At 61.1% G+C, this 16,304-nt stretch carries 12 protein-coding genes; 6 read left to right on the top strand and 6 right to left on the bottom strand.

Features of this window, described 5'->3' with window-relative positions:
- Window positions 1–197: 197 nt before the first annotated feature.
- Both Q9Q95_RS14130 and Q9Q95_RS14125 read right to left on the bottom strand, forming a co-directional pair.
- Window positions 198–2,636 carry an RHS repeat-associated core domain-containing protein gene (locus Q9Q95_RS14130; protein ID WP_306097781.1) on the bottom strand — a complete coding sequence of 813 codons (2,439 nt, stop codon included), beginning with the start codon at window positions 2,634–2,636 and terminating at the stop codon, window positions 198–200.
- Entirely contained in the window at window positions 2,633–4,669 is a 2,037-nt protein-coding gene (locus Q9Q95_RS14125; protein WP_306097780.1) for a hypothetical protein, read from the bottom strand. Before Q9Q95_RS14125 ends, Q9Q95_RS14130 begins: the two co-directional genes overlap by 4 nt.
- Before the next feature lie 1,339 nt (window positions 4,670–6,008).
- Here Q9Q95_RS14125 and Q9Q95_RS14120 point away from each other — a divergent pair.
- The 6 genes from Q9Q95_RS14120 to Q9Q95_RS14095 all read left to right on the top strand — a co-directional run bounded on the left by Q9Q95_RS14120 (window position 6,009) and on the right by Q9Q95_RS14095 (window position 11,782).
- Window positions 6,009–6,230 carry an AlpA family transcriptional regulator gene (locus Q9Q95_RS14120; RefSeq protein WP_306097779.1) on the top strand — a complete coding sequence of 74 codons (222 nt, stop codon included), beginning with the start codon at window positions 6,009–6,011 and terminating at the stop codon, window positions 6,228–6,230.
- Window positions 6,231–6,525: 295 nt separating this feature from the next.
- On the top strand, window positions 6,526–7,041 hold the full coding sequence (locus Q9Q95_RS14115; protein WP_306097778.1) for a hypothetical protein: 516 nt from the start codon (window positions 6,526–6,528) through the stop codon (window positions 7,039–7,041).
- The gene (dcd, locus tag Q9Q95_RS14110; RefSeq protein ID WP_306097777.1) at window positions 7,038–7,568 is read left to right on the top strand and encodes a dCTP deaminase; all 531 of its coding nucleotides are present in this window, start codon (window positions 7,038–7,040) and stop codon (window positions 7,566–7,568) included. The genes Q9Q95_RS14115 and dcd overlap by 4 nt, the downstream gene beginning before the upstream one ends.
- A complete protein-coding gene (locus Q9Q95_RS14105; RefSeq protein WP_306097776.1) occupies window positions 7,569–9,539 on the top strand; it encodes a TIR domain-containing protein in 1,971 nt (656 codons plus the stop codon).
- Window positions 9,536–10,564, top strand: coding sequence for a thiamine-phosphate kinase (thiL, locus tag Q9Q95_RS14100; protein WP_306097775.1), 1,029 nt, complete (start codon window positions 9,536–9,538; stop codon window positions 10,562–10,564). The genes Q9Q95_RS14105 and thiL overlap by 4 nt, the downstream gene beginning before the upstream one ends.
- Before the next feature lie 417 nt (window positions 10,565–10,981).
- On the top strand, window positions 10,982–11,782 hold the full coding sequence (locus tag Q9Q95_RS14095) for an inositol monophosphatase (RefSeq protein WP_306097774.1): 801 nt from the start codon (window positions 10,982–10,984) through the stop codon (window positions 11,780–11,782).
- Window positions 11,783–11,785: 3 nt separating this feature from the next.
- On the opposite strand, the gene kdsA is transcribed toward Q9Q95_RS14095, so the two are convergent.
- From kdsA to Q9Q95_RS14075, 4 genes are read right to left on the bottom strand one after another with little or no spacing between them, the layout of a single operon-like run.
- Complete coding sequence (gene kdsA / locus Q9Q95_RS14090; RefSeq protein ID WP_306097773.1) at window positions 11,786–12,613, bottom strand: 3-deoxy-8-phosphooctulonate synthase; 828 nt, start codon at window positions 12,611–12,613, stop codon at window positions 11,786–11,788.
- Between the two features lie 2 nt (window positions 12,614–12,615).
- Window positions 12,616–13,926: a cytidylyltransferase domain-containing protein gene (locus Q9Q95_RS14085; RefSeq protein WP_306097772.1), complete on the bottom strand. Its 1,311-nt coding sequence runs from the start codon at window positions 13,924–13,926 to the stop codon at window positions 12,616–12,618.
- 3 nt (window positions 13,927–13,929) lie between these two features.
- Window positions 13,930–14,922: an SIS domain-containing protein gene (locus Q9Q95_RS14080; RefSeq protein ID WP_306097771.1), complete on the bottom strand. Its 993-nt coding sequence runs from the start codon at window positions 14,920–14,922 to the stop codon at window positions 13,930–13,932.
- Window positions 14,919–16,094, bottom strand: coding sequence for a hypothetical protein (locus Q9Q95_RS14075; protein ID WP_306097770.1), 1,176 nt, complete (start codon window positions 16,092–16,094; stop codon window positions 14,919–14,921). The genes Q9Q95_RS14080 and Q9Q95_RS14075 overlap by 4 nt, the downstream gene beginning before the upstream one ends.
- Window positions 16,095–16,304: the final 210 nt, after the last annotated feature.

The following is a 16,304-nucleotide window of genomic DNA, read 5'->3' as shown; positions in this document are numbered from 1 at the left end:
AGCATCTGGGGCCGCGAAACCAAGCAGAGATTGAACGTGCTCTAGATAATTGGTCCGAAGGCCAGGGTACAATTTATGTAGATACCTCAATGCCTGACTCGGCACCAGATGCCTAATGAACTTTGCGCCGCTTGGAAGCGCAACATCACCATTGGAGCATCGCCCGGCGTTTTCCAGTACGAAGTCGATTGCAAACATTACGCACATCCTCCCCAACCGTCCTTCGCCGCCTGTATGGCCGCAGCTCGTCCGCACATCTGTGCAATATACCTCAGATTATCTTCCGGAGAGGGCAAGCCGACCATGTCGTACATAAAGTTACTAAAGCTGTCGGTCCTGATTCTGCCTGAGAGCGTGCCGGTGAAATCGGTGATCGGCCCGAGAGCCGAAGCGCTTCTGGACAGCAACTTCAGACCGCGGATCGGGTTCCGATAGCCGCCGGCTCTCAGATGCAGCTCATAGTGTTCGCGCGCAGTGAGAAATTCGATATTGTTAGGGTTCCTCGCCATCTCGAGCGAATTTCCGTTCACCGTGTTCCGGTGATGCCCCTTGAAACCCTTTACGTAGCCGTTTTCAAGAAGCTCCTTCCTCTGCGCCGGGGTCCAGTCTCGTGTCGATCCACCCTGTCGCACGAGTTCACGCTCTTCACGCCACGCCTGGCGGACAGCCGCCCTTCTCGCATTCCGTATCTCCGCAGCCGTCGGGCAGGGTACCCCGCGCTTGCTGCATTCGGCCTCGGTCCCGGTGGGATCGGTGCGATTGATCGGGTCGCCCCCGACATATGCATACAGGTTGAAATCGTCCTCATACCCGATCGGGTCGGTCTGGAGAAAGCGGCCAAGGGACGGCGAATAGATCCGCGCCTTGTAGTAAAACATGCCTATTTCAGGAATCCAAGCCTGACCGGTATACTGGAAGCGGCCGATGTTGGCCCTGGAGCCGACACCATATTCGTCATAGCTGTTAATCTGGATTGCGTTGCCGGAGGCATCGGCAACCGAAACTACGGACCCCTGGTGATCGGTTTGGAGACTCCGACGATCGGTCAATCCGGCGCCCTCATACCAAAGCAGCGGATCATCATCGCCGGTCCCATGGACATATCGCCGCAGGACATTACCGGCAGCGTCATATTCGAGCGTCAACTGGTCGCCATCGTACAGGAAGCGCGTAATTTCTCCCGACCCGATGCTAGTCTCGAAGAGGCGACCAAGCGGATCATAGACGAGTTTTGCGCCGTTCGGCGCCGAGATCAGGCGATTTTCAGCATCGTAGCCGTAATGCCTGTCACCCTCCGTGGTCAGGTTACCGTTACGATCATATTGAAAGAGCATTGCGTCATAGCCGGGGGTTCTAGCCTCGCTGTACTGGTTCAGACCGTTTGCTTTATAGCTGCGATCCACGTTCTGCCGGCTATTGACCCGGTACAGGTCCTTAGAGCGCGACATCTTGACGATCTGACCAGCGGGATTGTAGCCCTTGGTTGTAGCATCGCCAATAGCGGTTGTGATATCGTATTGAGTGTCCGCAAGATCGTCCTCGATGCTGGTGAGCCTTAGCGCCGCGTCGTAGCCATAGCGTGTCACCACACCTGCTCGAGTTTCCTTCTCCTGCAACCCTTGAGCATTCCACGTCGCAGACACGTAAGCCGAACCACCGTTTTCCTGAATGCTCAGGAGCCGGTCCAGACCGTCATAATTGTAGATGAAATGGGTGCCGCTATCCGGATGCGTGATGCGCACACGAGCGCCGCTTGAGTTATATTGATAGCCAAGCGCCCGGCTCACTCCTCCCATGGTAGTCGTGCTGCTCGTGACCCGTCCAAGGGCATCATATGCATTGCTGATGCCTTGACCAGTTCCCCAGCCGAATTTCGCGCTGGTCTGCAGTCCGCGCAGATCGTAATCGTAGCACACATCGTTGCTGTCGCTCCCAATCGCGAGCGCCGTCCCGATGTGGCAATCGACCGTTGCCGTTGCAGTTGGGCCGCCGGCCGGGTCGGGGACCTTCTTGTGGATTAGGCGGTTCAGCGAATCATATTGGTACTTGATGACGGCACCATCGCGCTTGGTGACTGTAATGCGATTGCCGTTCGCGTCGTATTGATACTCCTCCCGATTGTTGACGTCGAAGGCCCCGGCGCTGGACAGCGCCGTCGCTGCGGTCGTGGCGTTGTAGCTCGACGGCGCCGTGACAACCGAGGGGAATTGCAATTGGACCTGGCGGTCGAAGCCATCATATACCAGCCGGGCCTTATTCCCGTTGGCGTCAACTACAAATTCCCGTTTGCCGTTTGGAGTGTAGCCATAGGTGACTGTGGCCCGCTCGACGCCAGGCACTCCGACTGCTTCGCGAACTTGTACCAGCTGACCAGCGTCGTCGTAGACATTCCTCGAGATGCGGTCAGGGCCGTTCGGGCCGCTTAGCTGCGGTACGCATGCGTCGGCCTGCCCGCTCCACTGCAGCGGATCCATCCGAACGGCGGTACACTTGACGCGACCGAGTTCGTCATAGCTGATCTGGGTGACTGACTCGATGGTTTCAGCCGGCTGCGCGCGTGAATCAGACGTCCCGACAATGCAGGACACGAGAGCGGCGCCGGCCAATACGGCGAGCCATCTGCGTTGGATGATCATTTGTGTCCAACTTCTCTCTTTATAACTTCACCCGTTGATGGATCAAAACTCATTCGGGTGAAGCGCTGCACCGTGAAATCGGAACCATCACTGGCAACGCCAACGCCAAATTCGGTGAGAAACTCTCGCCCCACAGTGTCGTAATGGTGTTTGGTGATCGACCGGGGATTGCCTCCGGATCCATCTGGATCACCGCCAATTTCCAAAACCGGCCTGCGAAGCGAGTCGTAGGTCGTATATTTGCGATCATCGATACCCGCCCGGGGGCCATCCACGACGATTACATTGCCGACCGTATCGTAGGTGAAGCTGGTCGTCGCCGAGACCACTCCATCTCCGCTGGCGACTGTCTCCGCGGTCCGCAGCAAATTGTTGTTGTCATAGGCGTAGCTCGTTACCAATTCGTCGCCGGTGCCCACGCAGGATGCCGGATTGGCCTTTGTGGCGGTCAAGCACTGCGAAACGCGCACCAACCGCCATACCGGTTCCGCATTGACCAGCACCCCGCTGGCATTCCGCACCTTCGGATACCGCTGCTCGTAGAAATATCGTTTCTGCGGATTTACGCCGCTGGCGTCCGCTGGGCCCGTTTCTTTCTCGAGCAGACCGTGTTCTGCCGAATAATCGTATTTCGTTACGTTTCCCGCGGGATCCTTGATTTCCGTTGGCTTCGAAGCACAGAGAACGGAGCTGCATCCATATGTGAGTTTCGTGACCAATGGGAGGTCGGAGCTGTCGCGCGAAATGCGCTTCACTTCCGACACCTTGCCGAGTTCATACTGAAACTCTGTTTTACCCGCCGTCCCAGATCCTTGCGGAGGAATGATAAACGTGATCGGTGAAGGCAAAATGTATTTGGGCCGAGGAGAGGCCGAAGAATACGGCTCCTCGCGCCGATAGATAGTCTTCCGCTGCAACTCATCCGTGATCGACGCAACCTGCGAATCTCGATTGACATTCACATGACGACTCTGCCCCTTCGGATTGGAAATATCCCACTCAAGGACGATCTCCCTATAGTAGGGCGGGTATTCGGTCCAATAATATTTAGTATAGATCCATTCACTACCGCCACGTTTAACCGAAAATTTTCTCCTCAGTCCGTTACTATCTGAAACCGAGCTTACCGCCGAAAACGATACCTTGTCCCACAGAGGATCATAGCGCACAGCTTCCCCGTCAGACGTATAATCATATTTATATACGGGCACGTTGTTACGGTAAAATATTCTTGTGTTTCCCTGCGTTTCCTTAATAAGATTAGGATATGCGGGATTCAGTGCGCAGGATGCCGCATCGGGATTGCAGTAGGTTTCGGAGGTATTATAAGAATAAATAGCGCTCAGGTCGCCTGTCGACGCATAAACGTATTTTAGCATCCAGCCCAAGCTACTCCAAACTGTCTTCTTCTGAAGCGCGGTATAGTTGATCCTTATCACCTCACCGTCGCTACGATTTATCCGGGTAGCCATCCCGCGCAGAGCCTTGCCCGAGAAGCTCGACATCGGAGAATTGTAGGCCAGATCATAAACCACAGACCCACCGTCAGCGGTCAGCAGTGTACATGTCCCGCTGCTCGCGGTGATCCCGTCTGGGCAAACCAGTTTTTCAGGGCCGTCACCGGGGTAGGGGCTTGAGTAAAATGTCTGGGTTGAAGCGTGGTCGATCCAATTGCCGACCATGAACATGCGGGTTACCCCGTCAAAGCTGACGCTTGCAAAGACCGGCCCTCCAGGATCGCCCCAAGACGGCCCCGGAGCGGTCCATATCGAGTTCGAATAGTTGTCGACGTAATTTGTGACCTGGCCGTTATGTACCGGCGAACCAATCGTCGTATGAGAAAGACCGCTGTCATTCGTCCCTATCTCGAGCCTTGGGCCCGGCAGGGAAAATCGCCCATTTGCCAGGTCCATCCCATTGCTATCGAGGCCATATTCCTTGGGTGGCTGTGAGGCCTCCTGGGCGAAGGCCGTATGTGCGCCGAACATGATAAGCAGTGGAATTGCGGCTGAGGTCTCTCTTTGCCACATCAATGATACTCCTTTTACAGATTTCGGCGCGCGCGGTCAGAAGGTCTCAAGATGTCGCAAATCATATCCGACGACATTAGCGCCGTTCATGCGAGAGCGTCAGCACAACGCGCGTTATCATTATTCCTTGTCATCCCCCGCTGCTCTGACAAGGAGGCGAACTGCTGATCCGCTCGGCGGTGCCACGCGAACACTCCTGGAATGGCTTGGCAGTCGACTCTGACGGCAATCGCTCACAGGTCCATTTTTCAGAACGGTTCGCACGCCGCCTGCAGTGGCCACCAACACGATTGCTTCGACGCTTTCAGGCTCGGCGAACCACCAAGCCAGCGGGTCGCCGCGGTGTGTTGACGAGCCGGACCCTCATCGGAGATCGCCTGAATGGCGCAGCGAACAGTGGCGCCTATCGCCCTTCGAACCATCACCCCCCCACAGGTGCAATGCGGGCCCCTGCCTTAAAGAGACTCGTAGATGCGGTTTCAGCGACGCTCCCGTCAACTGTTAAATCAGGAATGGCGAGCGGGAGGGAATTGAGGCGGCGGCGACCTGCCGGCGCCCGCGCGTCGCATGGGGATAACGGGCCATTCTGACCTTCCATCACTTTCGAAAGTAAGCTGGCGGCACATGGCACCAATTTTGTGGCTTTGGAGCCCGCCCAGCCCATATCTGAAGCGCCGTTCGCACCGTCGAAGATCATGCCCGCGGGTATGTCGAACTCTTTGGCGCTAGGCGACGATCATGCCCGTTGCGGATCAGTCACCGCCAAGGCCAGCCCTTTCGGTACGGATCCGCCCAAATCCCGCCGGAAAAGATACTTGGAAAAATCTTTTAGCTCAGCCACTTACGCGACGCTGATGAACGTCAATGGACCGGGAAAACGGTGCTAAGAGAGGACTTGAACTACCTCGCCTCGGGACTCGAACTCACCTCTTCATTGAGAATTGGGATTGGGCAAATTGGTCTTGGCAAAACGGCTTTCGTTCGGAGGCGGCCGTGACTTCCCCGTGTCCCCGAAAGGGTGTTGGCCGTCCCCATACAGTGCCTATCGCCGAGGCGCATTTGTATCGAAACTTCGCATGAGGGGCCACGAACGGAGTACCCAAATGGATCTCGAGCCACTATCGATAAGGGTTGCTGACGCGGTGGCCATTACCCGGTTCGCCGATCACAGGATTAGAAAGCTGATCGGGTCGGGTGAACTCAGGGCAGTGACGATCGGCCGACTGGTTCTCATCGACTATCGACATTTCAAAGCGTTTTGCGAGTGGCATCGGCAAAACGAGATCAGGTCGCAGAAGGTCGTAACTCTGCGTTGGCCACACCCGGGCCGTCGAGCGATGTGATGGACACCGCAGGCATATCGTCGGATCGTCTCATCAAGCTGGATGAGGTGAAACGCCGCGTCGGTCTTGGTAAATCGATGATCTATAGACTGATCTCCGAGAGCAAATTCCCCGCACCCTACAAGATCTCGCCCCTCGCCTCCCGTTGGAGTGATCGCGAGATCGCCGCCTGGATTAACGATGTGAAGGATGGCTTCGAAGGCAAGAAACGAAAGCTCTGACCGCAGAGTTCGATTGCCATGGCCTCCATCCCAATCCGCTCGTAAACCTAGGATGTTTGAGCTTTTTCTTCTGACACTCTTCAGAAATGCCTTAACATGGCCCTCGCGTCGAGGTGGTGGGTGGGTAAAAGAATTCATCGAGATAATTCAGCGGGACAGATGGCGTGCCGCCTGATCACGATGCGCGCGAAGCCTTCTCCAGACGTCGCAAGTTGACACCCCGTGCGGCTCGCGAAATATTCGATGCCTCGACACGGTGAACGCGCCGGAGGCTCAGAGACCGCGGGGGGCTAATGTGATCCTGACCGGACAAGCGATCGCCAATGCTATCGAAAACGGGGACATCGAGATCGAATCGTTCGAACCCGATCAGCTCAATCCGAACAGCTATAACTATCGTCTTGGCCCCGAGGTGATTGAGGTGGCGAGCACCCACCCCTATCGGCTGGGCGACGCCATCAAGATCCCGGACGCAGGGCTGGTACTTCATCCACACCGCCTTTATCTCGCCGCCACAGCCGAGATCATTGGCAGCCGACGCTACGTCACAACGCTCCTTGGGCGCTCCTCAGTCGGACGTCTCGGCCTCTTCCTGAATGTATCGGCCGATCTAGGCCATGCCGGAAGCCGCAGCCGGTGGACGCTGGAGCTAACGGTGGTCCAGCCGCTCCGAGTGTACGGAGGCATGGTGGTAGGCCAGGTCGCCTTCTGGGGCCAAGAGGGGCGTTTAACGCCCTATTGCGGGCGCTACCACGAGGATATCGAGCCGCAGGGTAGCCGGGACCGCAGGCTTCAGGGTATAATGCCATGATCCTGACCGGAGCGGAGATCTTGGCTGCTCGTGAGCGCGGCGAGATCATCATCGAACCGTTCGACGAGGCCCAGCTTGGGCCGAACTCCTATGACTTTAGGCTTGGGGAGCGTGCGCGCTGGTACACCAGGCAGGTGCTCGACGCGCGAGGCCCAAATCCCACAGAATTTGCGCTTATCCCTGAAGAGGGGATGCTGGTGACGCCCGAGCGGCTAGTCCTCTGCAACACGCACGAAACCATGGGGAGCGACCATTTCGTTCCGATCATCCGCGGTCGGTCGTCGACGGGCCGTCTGGGGCTCTTCATCGACATCACCGCAGACCTCATCGACCTCGGATCAGTGAATGAGTGGACCTTGCAAATGCACGCGGTCATGCCGGTTCGCATATATCCGGGCATGTTGATTGGCCAAGTCACCTTCTGGCGCCCCGAGGGTCAAATCCGGCTCTACAACGGGAAGTACCGGGAGCGGCAAAGCCCGGTAGAGTCTCTCATTCATCTCTCGTATCCGTTGGGATCCGGTTAAATGCTCCACTCCGGTCTTCACGCGATTCACGACGCTGTCCACGGCGCGATCGACGTCACCAAGCTCGGCGGCGATGACTTCCAGAAGGCGGTGGACATGATCGTCAGCTCCGCGGATTTCCGGCGGCTAAAGCGGATCAAGCAACTGGGCTTCGTCTCAGCGAACCATATCAGCGCTGCACACGACCGCTATGCGCATTCGCTGGGTTCGATGTACATGATGTGGCACCTGCTGAACCGACTGCGTGAAGGTAGGCGGCTAAAGGGACCTGGCTTTGACATTCTCGGAGACGTCAGAACGACGTTCAACGCCTTTGCCGACCTTGAGGACGGCCCCTTGGCGGACACACTCGCTGAACATCTCATGCTCGCGGCGCTCATTCAGGACATCGGCGAACTTCCGTACCACCTCGCTCTCGCCCGTTTGCCCGCGTCCCCCCGCCTCCGGGCGTCGGTTCTCGCCCATGCTCCTACGGCCCCGGTAAACCAGCTCGAGCCCAAGACGGTCTTCGCTCTGGCATGGCTTCACCGGACCGAAAACGCACGCTTCCTGTCCCACTATGATCTGGAATTTCTTACGGCGCTCCTCGCTGGCCTCAACCCGGAAGCTCTGCCGGGAGTGCGGGCCGTCCGCCACATGCTGGATGGCGCGGTCGATGCCGACCGGCTCGACTATGTCTATCGCGACGCGTTCCATGTGCTCGGGATCCGCCGGGACACCAGTGATCTGATCGCATCGCTGGACTACTACGATCAGAACGGCCCGGTCTTTAGCAACGCGGGCCCGATCTCCGACTTCCTCGCCCTGCGCGCGACACTCTGGTCCACGGTCTATCTGAGCCCTCCCAACCGTTTCCGGGTCACCCTCCTGAGAGCAGTCATGAGCGACCTCGCTGGCGTCGGCACCTCAAATTCGCCTTTCGCGCCACTTAGGGAAGAGGGCTTGGACTACGATGACTTCAGCAAGCTTGACGACGGCAGCGTCGAAGCTGTGATAAACGCCGCCCGCACGGGCGGCGAGATCAAGGTCGGCCCCAAGGCTGAGCATGCCCTGACGGTCCTGCAGAACGCCACCCCGCGCTATGAATTCCATTGGTTGCCCGAACCGAAGGCCAATGGCCCTGAGTCGCGCAAGGTGGACGATGGGCCTCAAGAGCTACCTCCCGAGCTCTTCGTCGATACTTATTTCGAGTACCAAGGACATCGGCTCTACGACGCGAATTCCATTCGGGTGGACATGGCCCCCTACCGGTACATGGGCCAAGTCGTAGGGCTCGAGCACTGTAGTGGCCCGTTTAATCATCTCTTGGGTGACTGCGCTTCTGGACTGCCGATGCCGGATTGCATCGCGGTGTTCCGCCCGACGATCCGGTCGGGGGCGGGATGGCGGGGAATTGACGCAGGCATCGAGTCCGGAAGCCTTTATTATCGACTTCGGCGCGAAGGTCTCGTCGACGTCCTCCCCTTCAGCGGAGACACGCGGAAGATGACCGATTTCAAGGGCCCGGACATCTTCATATCATTCGCCTTCGAGGATCTCGTGGAGGTTCGGGAGATCGCATCTCGGCTGAAGCATCGCCGCCGTCGCTATTACTGCATTCAGGGTGCCTTCGATGGCTTGGGAGCAACGACCCTTGAGAACAGCAAACAGGCTGTTCGTGAGGCCGGCGCAGTACTCCTCGTCTACTCCCGCAGTTATACCTCTAAGTTCGCCACGAAGCTCAACGGCGGGAATATCGCCGCAGAGGTGTTCGAGATGATAGATCGCGTGCGCGACGGCTTGAAGATCATACCCGTGACGCTGGAAGACTATGACGGGTCGGTCGCTGAGGCCCTCCCATGGCGCCACCTCGGCTATGACGATGGCTCTGTTCCGATGATTGGCGGGAACCTCACAGGTGCGCTTCCGGATCGGGTGGACCAGGCGCTCGAAGAGGCCCTCAAACGGATCGATAGCGGCGGCGATCAGTGAGCAAATTTGATCGGGAACATGCCGATCTGACGATTGCAGACGTCGGCGAGAAAGCGCTAATCGTCCGCTACGTGCGGCCCATCTTTAACCCTGCCGGGGATCCTTGGGGTGTGGGCGACGACTGTGCGCTCGCTCGACTGTCAGCTGGACATGCCATTCTCGCGTCGACCGATCGGGTTCCGGCGGATCTCATCAGCTTCAAGGCGGGCGTGCTCGATCATGCCGGGCTCGGAAGTTATCTTGTGCGGCTAAACCTCAGCGATATCGCTGCTTGCGGGGGACGGCCGATTGGCCTGCTACTCAACTTCGGGCTACCTAGGCGCTTGCCGCTGGCCGACTTCGAAGCGCTTGTGGAAGGCGTTCGAGCGGAGGCGGCCTTACTTGGGTGCCCGGTACTCGGGGGCGACCTGAGCGACGCCACCGAACTCAGTATTTCGGCGACAGCGCTTGGTAGCGTGGATCCACGACGCGCCCTTTCTAGGTCCACCGCTAAGGTCGGCGATACGATCTTCGTCAGTCGCCCAATTGGGCTTACGCCAGCGGCATTCCGCTATTTGCGTGACCCCGAGCGGCTCCAGCTAGCGCTCTGCCCGGAGGCGTTGACAAGTCTACATGATCAGTTTCGGCTCTCCCCATTGCTCGACCTGGGTCAGGCCTTAGCAGCGTCGGGAAGCTGTTCAGCGTGCATGGACAACACTGATGGACTTTCCCAGACTTTGAACGAGCTTGCGGCGGCAAGCGGTGTGCGGATCGTCCTTGACGCCGCAGCGATCGATTTGCCCGACTTGGTTTGCCGCATAGCGAGGGCCTGCGGGGAGGAGCCACTCGATCTTGCGCTGTCTGCTGGCGCGGATTTCTCACTTGTTGGCGCCCTTTCTGGCTCATGGTCAGAAGAAGCAATCCGAGGGGTTTTCGGGCCGACGGTGCGCAGGATTGGGCACGCGACGACGGGTGATGGCGTCTATCTGCAGACGAGCAACCAAATGTTCCCCGTTCAGGCGACGGGCTGGAACTACTACGACTGACCCTCCATCAGGCGGATCGATGCGCTCCCAGGGCCGGTGCGGGGCTTCCGAAGGTCACTTGAGGAAGCGCGCGCCGGCCATTCTCGGATGCCGGCGTGAATGACGGGAAAGTCCAAGAGGGGGTTCTTTCGCTGACGAAAAACGGCCAAAAGCAACGCACTTCAAACTTGAGTCGTATCGAGAGTTCGAATACCGTGCGGGCAGTCGAATTGAGCCGCCAAGTGCCGGTTTTCAGGCGAAAAAGTCGACGTGGTACATTCCGAGGTGTCACGCGGAACGGATCGAAACAGGATCGCGGAATATCAGTCACTTAGCGCCTGAGTTCGAATCCCTCCCGCTCCGCCACTTTCACGCGCCACGCGTCGCCGACGCGTGGTACGGTCCGGAAATGTACTCGAACCCGGCACGCGGCCTCGCATGACATCGCTTCCCGACCAGATCGCCGCCGTCCTCCGCGAAGCGGCGGCGGTCGCGGTGATGCCGCGGTTCCGCCGCCTCGCCGAAGCCGAGATCGAGGAAAAGGCGCCGGGCGATCTCGTGACGATCGCCGATCGCGAGGCCGAGAGGATCATCGCGCGAGGCCTCGCCGCGATCCGCCCCGACGCGCGGTTCGTCGGCGAGGAAGCCTGTGCGCGAGATCCCGCATTGCTGGATGGGCTGGAACGCGGCGCGGTGTGGATCGTCGACCCGATCGACGGCACTGGCAACTACGCCGCCGGGCGCCGCCCCTTCGCATTGATGGCCGCATTGGTGGTGGAGGGCGAGACGGTGGCGTCGTGCATCCTCGACCCGGTCGACGATCGCCTCGCCGCGGCCGAGCGCGGCGCAGGGGCGTGGATCCATGGTGCGCGGATCACGCCCGCCGCCGGCTCGCCGGGATTGGGCGCGCTGACCGGGATCGTAAGCGACTTTTCGCGCCCGCCGACCATGGCACCGCGCATCGCTGCGCTGGCCGGGCGCGCGGCCGAGGCAGTGGCGACGCGCCGTTGCGCCGGTGACGAATATCCTTTGGTCGCGACGGGGGTGCGAGACTTTGCGCTCTACTGGCGCACCCTGGTCTGGGACCATGCCCCCGGCGTCCTGTTCCTGCAGGAGGCCGGCGGTGTCGCGGCGCGGCTCGGCGGCGCCGCCTATCGCCCGGCCGACCCGAGCAGCGCGATTCTCCTCGCGCGGACTCCGGCGATCTGGGACGAAGTCGCGGCGGTGCTGGCCGCCTGAGCCTCAGCCCTTGGCGAGCCGGTCGAACGCCTGAAGCCGGGCGAGCAATGCGGGCATTTCCTTGAGCGGCACCATGTTGGGGCCGTCGCTGGGCGCGACTTCCGGATTCTCGTGGGTCTCGATGAAGACCGCTGCCACGCCGACCGCGACCGCGGCGCGCGCCAGGACCGGCACGAATTCGCGCTGCCCGCCCGAACTCTCGCCCTGACCGCCCGGCTGCTGCACCGAATGCGTCGCGTCGAATACGATCGGGAAGCCGGTCTCGGCCATGATCGGCAGCGAGCGCATGTCGCTGACCAGCGTGTTGTAACCGAAGCTCGCGCCGCGCTCGCACAGCATCAGGCGCTCATTGCCGCTCGCGACAATCTTGGCGGCGACGTTCTTCATGTCCCAGGGCGCGAGGAACTGACCCTTCTTGACGTTGATCGCGCGGCCGGTCTCGGCGGCGGCGACCAGCAGGTCGGTCTGGCGGCAGAGAAAGGCGGGGATCTGCAGCACGTCGACGACTTCGGCGACCGGGGCGCACTGCCCGGCATCGTGCACGTCGGTGATCACCGGACAGCCGAAGCGCTCGCGGACTTCGGCGAAGACCGACAGCGCCTTGTCGAGCCCGATCCCGCGCGGCGATCCGATCGAGGTGCGGTTGCCCTTGTCGAACGAGGATTTGTAGATGAGGCCCATGCCGAGCCCGCCGCAGATCTCGTGCAGCGCGGCGGCCGTTTCGAGAGCATGCTCGCGGCTCTCCATCGCGCAGGGGCCTGCGATCAGGACGAACGGCTTGTCATTCGCGATCTCGAGCGCGCCGACGGTTACGGTCTTCATCGATTTCATCCTCAGAATGCGCCGCATTCGGCGAGGATCTCGCCGACATCGCGTCCGCGCGCCGCATACATGCGGATCCGCGCTTCGTTGCTCATCACGTCCCACGCCGCGGCTTCGACTTCGTCCCAGCGCTCGCGCGGAACGACGATCACGCCGTCCTCATCGGCGAAGACGACATCGTCGTTGCGTATCGGAACCCCGCCCATCGCGATCGGGCGGTTCATCGCGCGGACGGTGCCTTCCAGTTTGATGTCGTTGCAGTTGGTGACCCGCCCATAAACCGGGAAGCCGAGCGCGCGCACATCGGCAGTGTCGCGCGTCGTTCCGTCGATCACCGCACCGACCGCGCCTGCGCGGATCGCCAGATTGGCATTGAGATCGCCGAAATAGGCGCGCTCCGGCACGTCGGTCGCCACCATGATCACGTCGCCGGGGCGCACGAACCGATAGGATTCGAGCGCGCCGTAGATGCCCTTCCATGCGTCGGGCGCTTCGTCCGGAGTCAGCCGCCGCAGCTCCAGCGTCTTGGCGCGGCCGAGCAATTTGCCACCGCTGGTCGGGCGCAGGCTGGGCGGCAGGATCGCCGGAATGCCCCTGTCCTTGCAGATGTCGGCGAGGACGGTCGACGAAAGATGCGAGATCATCGCGCGGAAGCGCGTCACTTCGGCCGCACGCTGACCGGCGGCGACGGTTTCGGCGATGACGAGGTCGGAGCCGCGATTGATGTCGATCTGCTCGATCGGATCGAGGTCGAACAGGATCGGGCGCATGCCGTAGCGCCGCGTTGGGACCGCGCCCGATGCCGGCCGGCGGACGATGTAGAGGCTCATCGCCTCGATCACCGTCGCGGGCAGATCGACGCTGTTGGGGATGCGGCCGGTCCCATAGGCCGGCGTGTCGCCGTCCCAGCAATATTGTTTGGCACGGCTGACTGCGACGAGGCTGTCGGCTTCGGGATCCGCGAGCAACGCCTCGATCGCGCGCGAGATGGTCGCGGCGGACACGAAGGGCGCAGTGCACAGGATCTGGATCCAGATATCCGCGTCGGGACGCTGGCTGCATTCCCAGGCGAACATCTCGTGACCGTCGGTGGCGTTGCTGGCGAGCGAGGCCGGACGGGTCAGCCGCGTGATCGGCAGATCGGTCGCCAGATCCGCCAGCGCATCGGATTCGGTATCGAGGCACACTTCGGTGATCGCCGGGCAATCGAGCGCCTGACGCAGCTTGCGCTTGAACAGATAATCGCCGTCGAGGACCGCGAGGTTCTTGTCGGGAACCCGCTCGCTGGTGCCCTTGGCGGGGATGAACGCGACGATATTCATGAGTCAGCCTTGCAATAGATCATTGGCGTGGAGCATGCCGCGGAGCCGGCCCGATCCGTCGACCACGGGAAGGACCAGCCAGCTGCCCGAGCCGGCGCTGCGCATCAGCAGAACGTCCCCGACATTGGCTTCGGTTCCGATCACCTGCGGGCTCGGCTGCATGATCTCGCCGGCTGTGGCGATATGCACGTCGGGATGCGCCTGGATGTGGCGGCGCACGTCGCCGTCCACGATCAGGCCCACCAGTTGATCGTCCGCGTCGACGACGCACGCGGCGCCCATCCGCTTGCTCGACATCACTGCCAGCAGGTCGACGAACGAAGTCGATGGCGTCACCTTGGGCAAATCGTCGCCCTGACGCATGAAGCTGGCGACCGGAATCATCTGCCGGCCGAGCAGCCCGGCGGGATGATGCCGCAGGAAATCTTCGCGCGTGAAGCCGCGCGTCCGGCTCACCGCAACCGCCAGCGCATCGCCGATGGCGAGATGCAGCGTCGTGCTCGCGGTGGGCGCCATGCCGATATGGTCGGCTTCGCGCTCGACCTCGGCAGGGATGAGATAGTCGACGGCCCGGGCAAGCGGCGAGTCGATACGCCCGATGATCCCCACCAGGCTGCAGCCACGGGCTTTCAGGAGCGGCATGATCCGGACGATCTCGTCCGTCGCGCCGCTGTTCGACAGAATGACCACGACGCTGCCCGATTCGACTGCGCCGAGATCGCCATGCGCCGCCTCGGCCGCGTTGACGAACAAGGCGGCCGTGCCGAGGCTGGAGAAGGTTGCTGCCAGCTTCGCGGCGACATGACCCGATTTGCCGACGCCGAGCAGCACGATCGGCCGCGCTTGCCGGGCAATCAAGGCGACGGTGTCGGCCACCGCGGCCAAAGGCTGGCGCAGAAAGCCCGACAAGGCATTCCGTTCGGCCGCGACGACATCGCAGAACCACGCGGTCGCCAGATCGGACGCCGGCGGAGAAATCGCAGTCAGCGCATTCATTGCTTCACCTGTGGAACTGCGCTGAGACGCGCAAAGCCCTGCGCCCATCGCGCGGGATCGACGGGGCGATCCATCCGGTCCAGCAGCGCCGCCGCAGTGAGACCGGGATCGTTCGGATCGAGCAGATTGTTCGCAACATGAAACGCAAACCAGAGGCGCGCATCGTCCGGGTCTGCCGCCCTTGCGGTTCCCGCGGCCACCGCGGGCAGGAAGCTGCCGAGATTCGTATAGGCGTTCAGCCATTCGCCGGTCTTGAACCGCGACCGCCGCAGCATCGGGGTTCCGAAGAATGCCGCCATCGAATAGATTTTGGAATCGCCGGCCAGCACACCGGCAGCCTCGCGCGCCAGGAGCAGCGTGGTGCTCTCGCCGTCCGGTCCGGTTCCGGGAAGCAGCCGCATCCGCGCGCCGTGCGAAGCGATTTCCGCCTCGAGAACGCTGTTGTCGACATGCTTCTCGTTCAACGGATGATTGGTGACCGCCAGGAAGAACGAATCGTCGATGCACTCGGCCAGCTCCGCGACGAGGCGGTGGTTCGGCGCCGCTCCGACGCGGTGTACCGGGAAGAAGTTCTCCTCATGCTCATATTCGAGCGGAAGCACGAGAACCGGGCGGTCGGCGGGGATGTCGGCCCATTTGTGGAACGCCTTGCGCGTCTGCCGGGTCGGCTGGGCAAGCGGGAGCAGCGATGCCCATGTCGGTGCGACGAGGCGATCCAGTTCGGCCCGCTCGGCTGCGCCCAGATCGGGCAGCAAGCCATGATCGAAAGGCTCTTCCTGAAGGACGATCCAGCTGGGCGGAATCGACAGCGGCGACGCGCCGCCCTCCATCATGTGCCGTACGATACCGGGGAATTCCCGCACCGTATCGCAATCTGCCGAGCGACACAGGACGTAATCCGGGGCCAGTGCCCTGACGAATTCGACGATCCCCGCGCGCTCGACGGCATCGGTGCGCATCGACGGGTGGTTTTCGTCGTTGACGATGTGCCATTTCACCTGCGGCAGATGCGCGCACGCCGCGAGCTCGCGATTGCCGATGCCGGTCCCGCGCCAGGCGGTTGGGGCCAGCACATGCACTTCATGATCGCCGGCGAGAAGGCGGATGAGCGGTTCCACGACGGAGTCGAACCACCAGGGTGTGATCACCGGCAGGTAAAAGACTATCTTCACGCGAATCCCAGCTTCGGTGTGCGAGTGCCGCACCTCTCCCGTTCGGCCGGAAGAAGCGCTTGTACGACGCGACGCCTCCTGACCCGACACGCTCCAGGAGGCACCGCCACACTCTCATTATAGAGGCGACGCTTCGCAGGAGGGCCGGGATAGGAAAAAATTGCCTAGTGCCGGGTCCCGGATCGGGGGACTGCGTGAGATGCGGGCGAG

Origin of the sequence: Sphingomonas sp. DG1-23, assembly GCF_030730875.1 — a bacterium.
Classification (GTDB): Bacteria; Pseudomonadota; Alphaproteobacteria; order Sphingomonadales; family Sphingomonadaceae; genus Sphingomonas.
The sequence above is the reverse complement of the archived record's forward strand: the minus strand, read 5'-3'. Positions and strand labels throughout refer to the sequence as shown.